The organism is Winogradskyella echinorum (assembly GCF_014297365.1).
Taxonomy (GTDB): domain Bacteria; phylum Bacteroidota; class Bacteroidia; order Flavobacteriales; family Flavobacteriaceae; genus Winogradskyella; species Winogradskyella echinorum.
Map to the genome: position 1 here is coordinate 42,129 of NZ_JACOQD010000001.1, position 15,545 is coordinate 57,673.

Consider the following 15,545-nt stretch of genomic DNA (forward strand, 5'->3'; position numbering starts at 1 on the left):
TTATCTTGCTACACGTCCAGAGGCATCACCTCCCATTAATTTTTCCACTTCAGAAACTGTTACTAAGTTAGCATCTCCTTTAATTGTGTGTTTTAAACATGAAGCTGCAACAGCAAAATCTAATGCATTTTGATCATCTTCTGGATACTTTAATAATCCGTAGATTAATCCACCCATAAATGAATCACCTCCACCTACTCTATCGACAATATCAGTAATTTGATACTGACGTGTTTCGTACATTTTCTTACCATCATATAAAACACCTGCCCAAGTATTATGCGATGCAGAAATTGAACCTCTTAAAGTAGTAATTACTTTTTTAGCTCTTGGGAATTTTTCCATCATTTGTTTACAAACTGATAAGAAAGCTTCAGCCTTTACATCGTGTCCATGTTTATGAACATCTAAACCTTCTGGATGAATCCCAAAGTGCTTTTCAGCATCTTCTTCGTTTCCTAAAACAACATCACAATACGAAGTAAGTTCAGTCATTATTTTTTCTCTGTGCGCATCATCACAATAAGTCCATAATTTTGCTCTATAATTTAAATCTGTAGAAATAGTAACTCCCATTTCACTGGCAACTTTAACAGCCTCTAAACACGCATCTGCAGCACCTTGAGAAATTGCAGGTGTTATACCTGTCCAGTGGAACCAAGCTACATCTTTAAAAACAGCTTTCCAATCGACCATACCTGGCTCAATTTCGGAAATTGCAGAATGTGCTCTATCATAAACCACTTTACTACCTCTACTTACGGCTCCAGTTTCTAAAAAATAAATTCCTAAACGATCACCACCGTATATAATTTTATCTACACCAACTCCTCTTTTTCGCATTTCCATCATTGCACACTCGCCAATGTCATTTTTTGGTAAACGAGTTACAAAATCTACAGGAACTCCATAATTAGCTAATGATACTGCAACGTTAGATTCTCCACCACCATAAACCACATCAAAACTTGATGCCTGTGAAAATCTTAAAAATTGTTGTGGCGCTAATCTTAGCATTATTTCGCCAAAAGTGACTACTTTTTTCATTCTTTAATATTAGTTTAATTAGTTATATAATTGTTGTTTGGTTAATCGATTAAGCAAATTAGTTAAAAAATAAATCAAAATGTTTAAAACTTTGAAGGTTCTTAGTAAAACAGTATATTTGCTTAATCGATTAAGCAAATATATAAAAACTTGGCCAATAAAAAAAGAACAACACTCAAAGACATAGCAAAAGTGTTAAACATTTCTCCTGCTGCAGTATCTAAAGCAATGCACGATGACTCTCGGATAAGTGATAAAACAAAGAAAGCTGTTAATCGTGTTGCAAAAGAATTGAATTACCAACCTAATCATATAGCGAGTGCTTTACGAAAAGGAAAAAGTAATTTGGTTGGTGTTATTGTTCCAAGAACGAATAGTAACTTCTTCTCTTCCGTAATAGAAAATATGGAAGAAGTACTTAATAAAGAAGGCTATAATATTATAATTACACAATCTAATGAGTCTTTCCAAAAAGAGTGTAGTAATATTGATACATTATTATTTACACAAGTTGATGGTATTATAGCTTCAATGGCTAATGAGACTGTAGATTTATCTTATTATGAAAAAGTTAAATCTAAAGGTATTCCGTTAATCTTATTTGATAGAGGTGAAAATGACTTAAATGTAGATTATGTTGGTATTGACGATTACGAAAGTAGCCATATGATTATAAAGCATTTAATATCTAAAGGTTGTAAACGTATTGCTCATATTGGTGGCTTTAGACGTACAAGAATTTTTAATAACCGAATTAGAGGCTATGTAGATGCAATTCATAAATATAATTTACCACATGAGGATCATTTATTGTTGGAAAGTAGTTTAACACTTGAAGATGGAAGGGCAAAGATGAAGGAATTACTTAAACTAAAGAACCCACCAGACGCAGTTTATGTTGCTGGTGATTATGCTGCATTGGGAGCACTTCAAGTTTTAAATGAACAGAAGATAAGAGTACCTGAAGATATTTGTTTAGTAGGTTTTGGTAATGAACCTTTTACCTCTTTAGTTAGCCCTTCAATTTCTACTGTAAATCAACACAGTAATGAAATTGGTAAAATTGCAGCAGAAACATTTATTAAAAGAATTAATACAGACAATTGGACTCCAAAATTGGAAAAAAATATTTTAAAATCTGAGTTGATAATAAGAAGCTCTTCAAACAGATAGCTTATCGATTGAATCTTCCGGATGTGTTGCCTCCTAAAATATTCATTACCTCATCTACATTAGAAAAATTAACATCTCCTTCGTAAGTATGTTTTAAGGCACTCGCAGCTGCAGCAAACTCCATAGCTTTATAGTCATCAAAATGTTGTAATCCATATATTAAGCCACCAGCAAAAGCATCACCAGTGCCTATTCTATCTACTATATGAGTTATATCTAAGTCTGTAGTTTCTCTAAACTCGCTTCCATTCCACATTCTAGACCGTATTTTATGCCAAGAGGCATTTATTGGAGTTCTAATTTTATCAAATGTTTTCTTTATGGATGGGAATTTTTTGATTAAGGCTTTACTGGCTTCAATAAAATCTTCATTAGAATACTTATAATTAGTTCCTAAAACTTCATTCATTTCATTGATACCACCAATAAAAATGGTACAATAGTCCATTAAATCCGAAAGTGTTTCTTGTGGGTTAGCACCATATTTCCATAATCCACTTCTGTACGTAGGATCTACAGAGACTTCTATACCCTTTTCTTTTGCTAATTTTAATCCTTTTTTTAATGTAAGATAACCTCCTTCACTTAGTGCTGGTGTTATACCTGTCCAATGAAACCAAGTACATTTTCTGAGTGATTTTTCCCAATCTACCATATCTGGCGTAATCTCTGAGAAGGCAGAATGCGACCTATTATAAGAAATAGAACTTGGACGCATCACTGCACCTACTTCTAAAAAATAAACACCCAACGGACGCTTAGATCTGACAATAGCAGATGTACTTACCCCAAATTTTCTTAAATATGATTTTGCAGTATCACCAATAAAATCATCTGAAATAGATGAAACATGTCTTACTTTTCCACCAAAATTTGCAATTGAAATAGCAACATTAACTTCTGTACCTCCAAAATAAAATTCTAAACGGTTAGATTGCATAAACTTTTTATTTCCTTCAGGGGAAAGTCGCATTAAGACTTCGCCAAATGTTACTGTTTGATTCATGGTTAGTTTATTTTCAATTAATTTACAAAAAAATGCCTTTCAAAGTAGAAAGGCATATTTCATTTAGTAAAATTTTCTAATTATATACCTAATGCTTGTCCACCACCAATTTGAATAGTTTCTGCTGTAATAAATGCTGCATCTTTACTTGCTAAGAAAGAAATAACTCCTGCAACATCTTCTGGCTGGCCTAATCTTCCTAACATAATATTATTAGCCCATGAAGCAAATACTTCTGGCTTAGTTGCTTTAATCTGTGCATGGAAAGGTGTATCGATAGTACCAGGAGATACTGCATTTACTCTAATTCCATATTCAGCTAAATCTTTTGCCAAAGCTCTAGTTATAGCGTGCACACCTGCTTTAGATGTACCATAGATTCCTGCACCTGGTCCACCAGCAGTCCAACCTGCATTAGATGTATAGTTAATGATTGAAGGATGTTCCCCTTTTTTTAGAAATGGTATTGCTGCTCTTGATGCAAAAAAGACTGAATCTAAATTCAATGCCATAACAAATCTATAAAAATCTGTTGTCATCTCTTCAAAACGAGATCTTCCACCTAATCCACCAGCGTTATTTACTAGTACATCTATTCTACCGTATTTTTCACCGATTTTTGTAATGTTTGAAGTAACTTCTGATTCTTTTGTAACGTCAAACCCATAATATTCGGCATTAATACCTTCTGCTTTAAGTTCTTCAACTCGTTTAGCACCAGCACTGTCTTCAATACCATTTAATACTACTGTATAACCATCTTTGCCTAATCTTTTTGCTACTTCAAATCCTATTCCTCCTGTTGCTCCTGTGACAATAGCAACTTTTCCAGTGTTTTTACTCATATTATTAATTCTTAAATTATTCTTGTTTTATGTTTTAGTAATAAATTTAAATTTTAGGTTTTAACGGTTCTATTTTAGGGCATAAAAACCAAACTGCTAAAAGTGCAACTATTGCTAATACTCCACCTATTATAAAAGCTGGTGTATAGTTTCCTCCAGTTGTAATTAATGTAACTAAGGCAGTTAATCCTGCAGCTCCAAGTTTTGCTGCCATACCCGCAAAGCCAGATAATGTTCCAACAATTTTTCCGCTGAACAGATCACTTGGCAAGGTTTGTATGTTCCCAATTGCCACTTGAAATCCAAAAAGTAATACTGCCATGATAATTACAGCATTAATAGCAGTTCCTGGTGCTTTTAAAAGGAAAAAACAAGGAATCATTAATGCCACTCCTAAAGTGATTGTCATCTTTCGTGTTTTATCCACAGACCAGCCTGCTTTTATTCTATTTTTAGCAAGTAAACCACCAAATATGGCACCAATCATTGCACCAACGTATGGTACCCAAGCCGAGAATGCTATTTGTTTAACATCCATCCCAAAAACTTCTGATAAGTATAAAGGAATCCAAACAATGAACAACCACCAAATTGGATCTATTGCTGCAGATGCAATTACAACTCCCCAACTCTCTTTATGTTTAAATAATTCACCAGTCGTTGGTGTATAGCCTTCATCATAAGTTCCATCTTCATTAATATCTTGATTTCTTTGCCCAGAGAGAATATATTTTCTTTCATCATCGGTTAACCATGGGTGAGTTTTTGGTGGGCTCTTTACGACATAGAACCATGGTATTAACCATAAAAAACCAAGTACAGCTACTACAATAAAAATTGCTTTCCAATCAAAGTAATACGATAACAAACCAATTACTGGATATGCAACTATACCGCCAATTGCAGCACCAGAATTAAAAATACCCTGTGCAAGTGCTCTCTCCGTCGTTGGAAACCATTCTGCATTAGCCTTTGCTGCTCCTGGCCAGTTACCAGCTTCAGCAATACCTAATATTGATCTAAAAATTGAAAAACTTAACAGTCCTTGTGCAAAGGCATGCAACATTGTTGCTATAGACCATACACCTATGGATAGTGCAAAACCGAGTCTGGTTCCTATCCAATCGAAAATTTTACCAAAGAGTGCTTGACCTCCAGCATAAGACAATATGAATACAGTAGATATAGTACCATAAATGGCCTTATGTCCATCTTTATCCATATCAGGAAATAAATCATTAGCAATATCTGGCCATAATGCACCAAATGCTTGTCTATCAATATAATTTATAATAGCTGCTAATGCCACAAGGCCTACAACCCACCATCTTAGGCCTTTCATTTTTTTTCCTACTTCTTTCATTTATTTAGTTTTAAACATTATAGCAATATTGATATAGTACACTAAAGTGCTCTTTCATTTTTGCTTTTGCTAATTGAGGGTTTTGCTTTTTTATGGCATCAAAAATTTCTTCATGCTCTTTTATTCCTCTTTTTGAAAGCCCAGTATCACAAACATGATATTTTTCGAAATTGGTAATAATCTCTGGAGTAATAATTAACATAAACGTATTCATAGTACTATTACCACTAGCTCTTGCAATGGCAAGATGAAATAATAGATCCTCTTGAACTGCATCTTCACCTTCTAACACCTTTTTTGTATATGCTTCTAGAGCTTCTTTGATTTTCTTTAAGTCATCTTCTGATCTTCTAATAGATGCTAAGCGAACGGTTTTAAGTTCTAATAAAATTCTGGTCTCAACTAAAGATTTAAAATCTGGATCTTCTAACCTTAAAATATCTTCAATCATACCATTCATTGCAACCACTCCAATATTAGCAATAAAGGTTCCACTTTGAGGTTTAGATTCTAATAGTCCGTAAAATTCTAGCTTTTGAATTGCTTCTCTAACATTACTTCTACTCACCTCAAACTTTTCAGACAACATTCTTTCAGAAGGTAATTTATCACCTGGTTCAAGGTTCTTATAATTAATAAGGTCACCTATTTTACCTATAATTGTCTTTTGTAAGTTTTGGCTATCCGTTTTTGCTAATATTTCTAGTTTCATACCTTAAATTTTCTACGTTAACAAACTTGAATTATATGCTAAATTTATGGAATTTAAACACTAATTGTAATAAAATATTTACTTTTATTAGTGCTTAAAGAATCCTACCTAAATCAATTAAAATAGCAGAATTCAATAAGCAACTAACTCAAAATATTTTTAATGACTCACTTCTAATTCATAGAACCTAACTTTAGCATATGCACCTTCATCTCTTGTTTGAAAATAATTGCCTGCTTTAAAATAATTTTCAAATATTCCCCATTTTTTTATGTGGATATTTTCATATACTTTATATTCATTTTCATTAAGTATAATTACCATTTTACCATCTGAAACCTTCACTTCAAGAGTAAATTTTCTAAACCCAACTTTTTGTTCAAAATTAAATCCCTCATCATTGTCCCAAGCATCTTCATGTAATATCTCTGTATCTGAAGCACTCAGATTTTTTAAAACCTTAGTTTTTACTCTTATTTTACCCTTATCCCAATAAATTTTCAACATTGGTGGAGCATTATTATCATCTTCGCCTATTAAATCTCTTTGTTCATTAGTTAATCTACCATGAATTTGCATTATAATAACTCTATGGTATTTACCATCTTTATCTCTTGTAACCTCATCGATTGCAATCTTACCTTTCATGTAGGCACCATCTTTAAATGTCCAATTTGCATTATTATCACCAGGTACCATTTGTTCTCTAAGCTCTGACCTAGTATATTTAGTGTTTCTCGTTTTAGATTCTGTAGGCATAGCATGAAAAACAATGGCTCCTCGAGTAGAATCAATATACATATAAGGTTTTGCAATTTCGTTAGAAGCAAATTCTGAAATTTCTGGTGGCTCTATCTCATAAGGCTTGCCCTTGTCATTTGTAATAGGTAATGTTACTTTCCAATGACTTAAATCAATTTTTGGGAGCTTTACTTTTTTCTTTTTTTTCTTCTTTTTTTTCTTTGTTTTTTCAATTTTTGTATCCGATCCAGTAGTTTCACTTTTCTTTTCTTGTGAAGTTACGCTAGCAGATATTGCTACTGCGAATAAAGTAATTAATATTTTTTTTCTCAAGTTTTTCATTCAATACAAAAAATTAATAGCACAGGTATTAAAAATTATACCACTTATTTCCAATTATTAATTTATTAATTAACCACCTAGCTAGAATAATGACTTAAGTCTAGTCTAGGTGATCAAACTCTTCATTTATTATTGTATAGTTATATTGTCGATTCTAACTGAACCGACTACATTTCTTACATAGATTACTATCTGACCTGAAGATGCCGTAAAATCGAAAGAATATGTCTCATAACTAGTAGTTGCAGCAATTTGAGAATATGCATCCACTGCAGCATCGGAAGTAGAAGCATTAATTCCTATTTCATCTTGAATCTCAGTATTTAATAGAAATACTTCTGGTGTTAATCCATCACTATCCCCTTTTACATCAATAGAAAAGGTATAAGACTCACCTTGCTGTACTGTAACTACCTGATACAGACGACGACCTGCTTCATCTAATTTAGCTCCTCTTGTACCGTTATTTCCTTCACTTGTAGAACCAGCTTGCTCACTGTCATCTCCATAAAAGCTATCTAGCCAAGAATCCAAAGCACCATTATCCCAAAGAGGATCATATGGACTAGGAATATTATTACCATCACAATCTTTTATCGTAGAATTAGGTGTCATATCCCAAGCATCTGCGTTATCTCCAGTACTTTCTCCATCACATCCTACTGTAGTTCCATAAAGGTCGAAAGTACCATTTAGAACTTGTACTACAAAGCCTTGTGAAACAACCAGTTCTGCACTAGCTACACTCATACTACCAGTAACGCTTGTAGCAGTTAACGTTACAGTATAAATACCATCTTCTGCATATGTATGTGATGGATTCATTCCTGTAAATTGGAAACCATCACCAAATTCCCAAAGTAACATTACAGCATCTTCAGAAGCATCCATAAAAGAATATGTTCTGTAATTATTTGGATCTACTTCATATGTAAAATCAGCAGTTACAGGTGCTTGAATGTCTATAGTTTGAGTTAGAGTTGTTGACAAATTAGCATCATTTGTGGCTGTAAGTGTAACCGTGTATGTATTATGAACATCATAAACATGTGTTGGGGATTCTTCAGTTGATGTATTGCCATCACCAAAATCCCATAAGTAACTTGTTGCACCAGTGGATGTATTAGAGAATGTATACTCTAAATAATTAATTTCACTTTGTTCAGAACTAAATCCTGCAGAAGGTGGTACAGCTCCATCAGCACCAACATCTATAGTAAAATCGTCTAATCTACATTCTACAGGTCCGTTGGTAAAATAAATAGCAACAGTATTATTAACTCCTGAATTAAAAGCTAAAGTTTCTTGGATATAAACTGAAGGATCTTCAGTATCGTTTACAGTTTTAGAAGCGATAGTGGCATCAAGAACTTCTTGTGTATTAGTCGGTGATCCATGTTCTGTAACACCTAGAACAGCAACGGTTAACCAAGGATCTGTTGCATTGTTTAACATTGTATAGTAAAACCTAAGATCATAATTAGTATCCGGCTCAACTGTGATTTCTTGATATCCGATTCGGTCTCCTGCTGGTGTTGGCAATTTAGCTCCTTGATCTCCAAAAGTTACAGGGCTACCCGTAATTTGAATAACTCCTCCTAAATCATTATTTCTCCAAGAATCTCTACCATCTCCACCACCACCTGGTAAAGTATCATCTTCAAAACCTGGCTCTAAAATAATTGGTTGAAATGGACCTTCAACTACAATTACATCAATAGTTATTGTACCAATTGCATTTAAGGCATCACTAGCCGTTAATGTTACTGGATAGGTTCCTTCTCCATCTTCAAAAGTAAATGTAGGATTCTGCTCAGTCGATGTATTTCCGCCTCCAAAATCCCATAAGTATGTCGTTGACTCGTTTGAAAGATTACTAAAATTAATTGTTCTAAAATCTTCAAGAGTAGAAGCATAAGAAAAATTAGCTTCTGGACCTTTTAAATCTTCTTTACTATTTGAATCTGGCAATTCATCTCTAAAAAGTTCGTCACCAACACATCCAACTAAGAATACAGCAATAACTATACTAGTTAGTAATAATGATGTCTGCCTAAAAATGTTTATTTTACTATTTTTCATAATTACATTTTTTATTTAATAATTTGGATTTTGTGTTAAACGACCACCACTTAAGTTTATTTCGCTTGCTGGGATTGGTAACAATAAATCTCTACCTGGATTAAAAACATATCCTCTATCAGCTGCATGCGAGGCTAATACTGTATCTGCAACACCAAATCTAAGTAGATCAAACCAACGTTGATTTTCAAAAGCCAACTCTACTCGTCTTTCTTTTAATAAATCGGATTTTGAAACGCTAGTAACTAAATCAGTTAAACCTGCTCTATTTCTCACCTCTTGAAAAGAATTCAATGCATCTGGATCACTAGTAACTGTACCATCACCAATAACAGCTTCTACATGTAATAAAAGTACGTCAGCATAGCGTAAAGCAATATAATCATTACCTGCATCACGAGTACTTGTACCATACGTTGGTGGTGATGTAGTAATATCTGAACCATCTGGCAAATACTTTATTACTTCATTCTCATCTTGTCCAAGAAAACCTAAATTTGTAATTGAAAATTCTGTTCTATTTCCTCCATATGTTGTAAAATCTGCAAATAGATTAGCGTTAACAATATTTTGACCATCCTCTCTACCTTGACGGAAAGTTGACGTGAACTCAGAAGAAAAACTCTGACTTTCTAGAGCATTACCTGTCTGGTATTGTATTGCAAAAATAATTTCACTATTTAACTCATTATAAAATACATCATTATAATTACTCTGCAAACTATAATCCATTCCAGAGATTATTGTTTCACATAATAGTCGAGCTCCTGTATAATTAGGATTTGGTTGTGACATATATACTTTTGCCAATATACCCTGTGCTGCTGCTCTAGACGCTCTAGACTTATAAGTATTATCTAAATTGTTAACAGCCTCTAGTAAATCTTCTACAATCTGGGCATAAACTTCAGCTACAGGAACTCTTGTAAAAAGAGCATCTAAATTTTCAGCTTCAACTGGTGTAGTAACCAATGGTATGTCCCCATACATTCTTACAAGCTTAAAATAGGCATAAGCTCTTAAAAATTTAGCTTCTGCTTGATAACTTGCTTGATTTTGTTCGTCTGCTACTCCAATAAAATTTAATACTGTATTTGCTCTAAAAATTGCTTGATACATTGAAGCATAATAATCCTCAGACTCTACATTATTTGCTACTACAGTATATCTATGAAAATCTGACTTAGAACCTTCTAAGGTTGCATTTCTAGTATTATCTGACCTATGCTCGGTTAAAAGGTGTTCAAATTGCACTCCTCTATTAACCCTACCAATATTTGTATCTGTATTTTCATTAACACCTTGAAACGCATCATAAACACCTACAATAGCTGCTAAAACATCATCATCTGTTTGAAAAAATGTATCTTGAGTAATTGCTGATTCTGGATCAGGATTCAAAAAATCTTCAGTATCACAGGCATAAAGTATAAAACCAAAAATGATAACAACTAAATATTTTATATTTTTCATAATTCGTTTTTTTTAAAATTAAAATTCAACATTTAAACCTAAAGTTACTGTACTAAATATCGGAGTACCTGCTCTCTGCGAACCATAAGCTCTAGGATTGGATCCATCTACATGTTCTGGATTAAAGCCATGATAATCATCTGCAGTAATATATAATAAATTTTGCGCTGTTGCATATACTCTTAATGACGATAAGCCAATTTTTGAAGTAAAATCATCATTAAAATTGTAACCCATACTCACATTTCTTAAAGAGAAATAATCTGCACTAGCTATAACCTCACTAGTTAATACTTTTTCTTGTATAAAAGATTCATGTGGTACTAAACCATCTGCTACCGCTTGTGCTGCACCTCCACTTCTAGTTGAATTTCCAAACCAATTATAAAAATATTGATCACCTATATTATTAACTTGAGCACCTAAACTACCTTGTAACATAAATGAAAAATCAAAGTCGCCAATTTTAAAATCGTTTGTAAAACTCCAAACTAAATCTGGATAAGGATCACCTAAAATAGTTTTATCCTCATCTGTAATTATACCATCACCATTAAGATCTTTTACAATGGTATCTTCAGCTTGTCCATTAATTCTATTCCATGGATTATCAACATAGGTAGTTCTAAAGGTTGTGTCATCATAAGCCTCTTCATCCACGACATAGCCCCAGAAAGATGATATAGGTTCTCCTACTCTATTAATCCATTGCGAATTTCTACCGTATGTATCTTCCAATAAGGCATTATTAGATTCACCGAAAGCCAGCAACTCATTTTGATTTGCGGATCCAATAAGAGTAGAAGTCCATGAAAATTTCTCATTAGAAATATTTCTAGTTCTCAGTTCAATTTCCCAGCCTCTGTTTTGCACTTTACCTAAGTTTATAATTCCAGAATTAAAACCTGTGACATATGAAACTGGATTTAATAATAGTAACTCATCACTAGTTCTTCTATAATAATCTACTGAACCTGAAATTTTATTATTAAAAAACCCGAAGTCAACTGCAGGATTAAACTCTTCTGAAGCTTCCCAACCTAAACTACCGTTTGCAATATTTAATGCAGAAAAACCTGTAGCAACATTTCCATTAATAATAGCATTAGTACTTTCTAAAAGCGCTAAATAAGGCCAAGTATTTACTATATCGTTACCAACATTAAAATTCTCCGAACCTGTGAGTCCATAACTCATTCGAAATTTTAATCTACTAATTAAATCACTATCAGCCAAAAAATCTTCATTATGCGCATTCCAACCTACAGATACAGCCGGAAAAGTACCCCATTTTGTATCTAAGCCAAATACGGAACTACCATCTCGTCGAATGGACGCATTAATTAAATATTTATCTGCATATGCATAATTTACCCTTGCAAAATATCCTATTTTTCTTCTAGTTGTTTTTATCTCTTCAAATTCTGAAACGGAAGTTGCACCTTGCAGATTTGGAAGAAAATCATTGGTATAACCATTTCCTGTTACATCACTATTTTTGCTTTTTCTTTCTTGTATGGTAAGCCCAGCAAGTAAATTAATCTCATGATTATCCCCAAATACTTTAACAAAATTCAAAGTATTATCAGAAATAATTCTAGTTCTAAATCTATTTTGCAAATTATATAATGATCTACTTGCTCCTGAAGCATGATAATTGGTACCATCCCATCTTTCTCTTGTTCTTTGATCTACAGTAATACCTAAAGACGTCTTAGCTGTTAAACCGTCGGAAATCTTATAACTCAAATATGTAGAGCCCAATAATTTTGTATTAAACTCGTAATGTTCTCTTTCAACATATTGTTGATACGGATTAGAATCACCTGAAGTACGCGGCCTTTCTGTACTTCCATCATCATCTAAATCTAAATTATCTAAATGGTCTTCCCAAAAATAATCTCCAACACCAACATCTGGATAACTATCACGATCAATAAATTGTAAAGTCTCCTCTGTGTGATATATTGGCAACCAAGGTGACTGTCTTGTAGGGTTATGAATAGATGTTGGCAAACGTCTTTGCTTAGAGTAAGACGGTGTTGCTCTAATTCCAAATTTAAGCCTATCACCAAACTTAGTATCTATCTTTACCGAACCAGTGTATAATCTATAATTATCAGTTATTACAACTCCTTCATCATCTAAATACCTTAAAGATGTACTAAACTTAGTGTTTTTGCTACCACCACGTGCTGAAAAAGAATGACTAGTAATAACACCTCCATTAAAGAAAACATCCTGCCAATCCCTATCTACTCCCGTAGTAGCAACTAATAATTGTGCATATAAAGTTTCCCCAGAAAGTGTACCAGTTGCTGCTTGTTCAGCCTTAGCCCAATCCGAAACACTTTTTCTGTAGTCATCACTTCCATGAGCCTCTTTAAAACCAGTATAAGTTTGAAAACTAAATTTTGTTTTACCTTCTTTACCACTCTTTGTTGTTATTATAATAACACCATTTGCTCCTTCGCTACCATAAATAGCCGCCGAAGCTGCATCTTTTAAAACCTCAAAAGATTCAATATCATTCATGTCTAAATTTCCAAGAAATTCAGAACTTACAACTACTCCATCAATTACCAAAGCAGGACCAGAATCAGCAGTAACAGATCCTACACCTCTAATATTTATAGTAGGAGCACCACCAGCCTCAGCATTTGTAGCCTGAATATTGACCCCAGAAACTTGACCAATTAAAGCATCATCTACACGAGACACTGCTATTTGATCTAAATCTTCATTGACAACTTTAGAAATCGCACCTGTTAAGTGGCTCTTTTTTTGAGAACCATAACCAATAACAACTACTTCGCTTAGAGTATTTGTATCTTCAGCAAGAACAACCTCTAATGTTTTTTGATTATCTATGATTACAGTCTTTGATACATAGCCTACATAAGAAAATTGAAGAACATCGCCCTTAGAGACTACCAATTGATATTTACCATCAAAATCTGTTGAAGTTCCTCTTGTAGTATTTACCACAATGATATTAGCACCAGGTATAGGCATCTTATCTGTCGAGGTGACAGTACCAGTAATGGTAAAACTTTCTTGAGCAAAAATTGTTACACTAAATAATAATGCAAGAATTAATGTCAGTTTAATTTTTAAATTCATATTAGATTAGATTAGTTAATTACATTTAAAGAGCTTTGATAACTCTTGGTTAATCAACTTTATATTGGTTAACCAGATTGGTTTACCAAATATATGTTATTTTTTTGTTAAACCAAATTTATTTCTACAATAATCATTACTCGCAAAAAACCATATATGTTTACAAATCAACATATTGCCAAATTAAAATAACTATTGAATTAGAATTGAAGCAATATTTGACAAATGCATAAATATTTAAACAAAAAATCCCAATATTTTTTTGCAGGAATGCAACAAAAATATTGGGACTAAAAAAACTTAATTAAACTATTCTTAATTAATATCCAGCGTTTTGAGTAATTGCCCCATCAGTTGCAAGAATTTCTGAAACTGGAATTGGAAATAAATGATAATTAGAGTTAATTGTTTCACCCATTTCTGCATCAACGGTGCCTGTTCTTACTAAATCGAACCATCTTTGACCTTCAAAAGCTAATTCTAATCTTCTTTCATCAGCAATTGCCTGTCTAACTTCTGCTTGAGTAGTAGCTGTTCCACTTAAGCTACCTAAACCAGCTCTAGTTCTAATAGCATCTAAAGACGATAATATAGTTGCAGATTGTGCACCACTTGCATTATTATTTTCGTTTAATGCTTCAGCATACAATAAAATAACATCAGATAACCTTAGTTCTATAAAGTCTTGATCTGGATTTTCTGACCCATACTTTATTGATCTAATATTAGGTACATCTACAGTTAAATTTTTTCTTGTCACATCTCCTGCAGCATCAAAAGCAGCTACTAAATCCATATCTAATGGCTCAAAAGATTTTGAATCATTTCCTATAAACCATCCTGTAAATTCTGTAAAACCATATTCGTCTGGTATTGAACTAGATACTTGAGTTGCAAAAAGAATTTCTGAGCTATCATCTGTTACAACATCAGCAAAATTAGATTCTAAAGTGACACCAGCTCCTGCTGCTCCGCTTACTACGGCCGCAAGATGAGGCTCTGCACTTGCAAAATTGCCCATTTGAACATAAACTTTTCCTAATAAACCTTGTGCAGCAATTTGTGTTGCTCTGCCACTTGATAATCCAGAATTATCTAGTGAAGCTATAGCATCTTGCAAGTCTGGAATGATTACTTCATTGTAAGCATCAGTTGCAGGTTGTCTTACTAAAAGAGATGTATCTGTAATTAGTGTACCCGGAGTTAAAATTATAGTAACATCTCCAAACACTTTTACTAATTTGAAATAAGATAACGCTCTTAAAAATTTAGCTTCTCCAACATCTGTTGGGCTATCCGAGTTTTCGATAACATTATTTGCACTTACTATCGATCTATATAAAGCAATATAAAAAGGTTCGAAAAATTGATCTTCCATATCTAATAAATCGCTATTAAACCTATCAAATGAAGGATAAGGTTCTTCAATCATTAAAGCATTATCTGCTCTAAAGTCACCCATTACAGCTAATGGCGTTACAGACCCAAGCTGGTAATAGTATGCTGCATTTAATACACCTCCAAAATCGTCTAAAGAATCTGCAGTAGCAATATTAGGTGGAACTTGATCCAAATCATTATTACACGCAGTTATTGTTAATAATGTTCCTAATAATAAAAATATTTTTTTCATTTTTC

Annotated in this window: 11 protein-coding genes; 1 reads left to right on the forward strand and 10 read right to left on the reverse strand. The window is 33.2% G+C overall.

Annotated features, from left to right (window positions below):
* The gene (locus tag H8K90_RS00170; protein WP_186843927.1) at positions 1-1,047 is read right to left on the reverse strand and encodes a sugar kinase; all 1,047 of its coding nucleotides are present in this window, start codon (positions 1,045-1,047) and stop codon (positions 1-3) included.
* A gap of 150 nt (positions 1,048-1,197) precedes the next feature.
* Here H8K90_RS00170 and H8K90_RS00175 point away from each other — a divergent pair, with 150 nt between their 5' ends.
* Positions 1,198-2,220: a LacI family DNA-binding transcriptional regulator gene (locus H8K90_RS00175; RefSeq protein WP_186843928.1), complete on the forward strand. Its 1,023-nt coding sequence runs from the start codon at positions 1,198-1,200 to the stop codon at positions 2,218-2,220.
* Between the two features lies 1 nt (position 2,221).
* On the opposite strand, the gene H8K90_RS00180 is transcribed toward H8K90_RS00175, so the two are convergent.
* From H8K90_RS00180 to H8K90_RS00220, 9 genes are all read right to left on the reverse strand, one after another.
* Positions 2,222-3,226: a sugar kinase gene (locus tag H8K90_RS00180; protein ID WP_186843929.1), complete on the reverse strand. Its 1,005-nt coding sequence runs from the start codon at positions 3,224-3,226 to the stop codon at positions 2,222-2,224.
* Positions 3,227-3,306: 80 nt separating this feature from the next.
* Entirely contained in the window at positions 3,307-4,071 is a 765-nt protein-coding gene (locus H8K90_RS00185; RefSeq protein ID WP_186843930.1) for an SDR family NAD(P)-dependent oxidoreductase, read from the reverse strand.
* A 46-nt stretch (positions 4,072-4,117) separates the two neighbouring features.
* Entirely contained in the window at positions 4,118-5,434 is a 1,317-nt protein-coding gene (locus tag H8K90_RS00190) for an MFS transporter (protein ID WP_186843931.1), read from the reverse strand.
* A gap of 10 nt (positions 5,435-5,444) precedes the next feature.
* Complete coding sequence (locus H8K90_RS00195) at positions 5,445-6,146, reverse strand: FadR/GntR family transcriptional regulator (RefSeq protein ID WP_186843932.1); 702 nt, start codon at positions 6,144-6,146, stop codon at positions 5,445-5,447.
* Between the two features lie 159 nt (positions 6,147-6,305).
* Positions 6,306-7,229 (reverse strand): polysaccharide lyase family 7 protein, encoded by a 924-nt coding sequence (locus H8K90_RS00200; protein WP_186843933.1) that lies wholly within the window; start codon positions 7,227-7,229, stop codon positions 6,306-6,308.
* A 129-nt stretch (positions 7,230-7,358) separates the two neighbouring features.
* Positions 7,359-9,311, reverse strand: a complete 1,953-nt coding sequence (locus H8K90_RS17035) for a PKD domain-containing protein (protein ID WP_186843934.1) — start codon at positions 9,309-9,311, stop codon at positions 7,359-7,361.
* A 15-nt stretch (positions 9,312-9,326) separates the two neighbouring features.
* On the reverse strand, positions 9,327-10,784 hold the full coding sequence (locus H8K90_RS00210; RefSeq protein ID WP_186843935.1) for a RagB/SusD family nutrient uptake outer membrane protein: 1,458 nt from the start codon (positions 10,782-10,784) through the stop codon (positions 9,327-9,329).
* 18 nt (positions 10,785-10,802) lie between these two features.
* Complete coding sequence (locus tag H8K90_RS00215) at positions 10,803-13,907, reverse strand: SusC/RagA family TonB-linked outer membrane protein (protein ID WP_186843936.1); 3,105 nt, start codon at positions 13,905-13,907, stop codon at positions 10,803-10,805.
* 319 nt (positions 13,908-14,226) lie between these two features.
* Positions 14,227-15,540, reverse strand: coding sequence for a RagB/SusD family nutrient uptake outer membrane protein (locus H8K90_RS00220; RefSeq protein WP_186843937.1), 1,314 nt, complete (start codon positions 15,538-15,540; stop codon positions 14,227-14,229).
* Between the last annotated feature and the right edge of the window lie 5 nt (positions 15,541-15,545).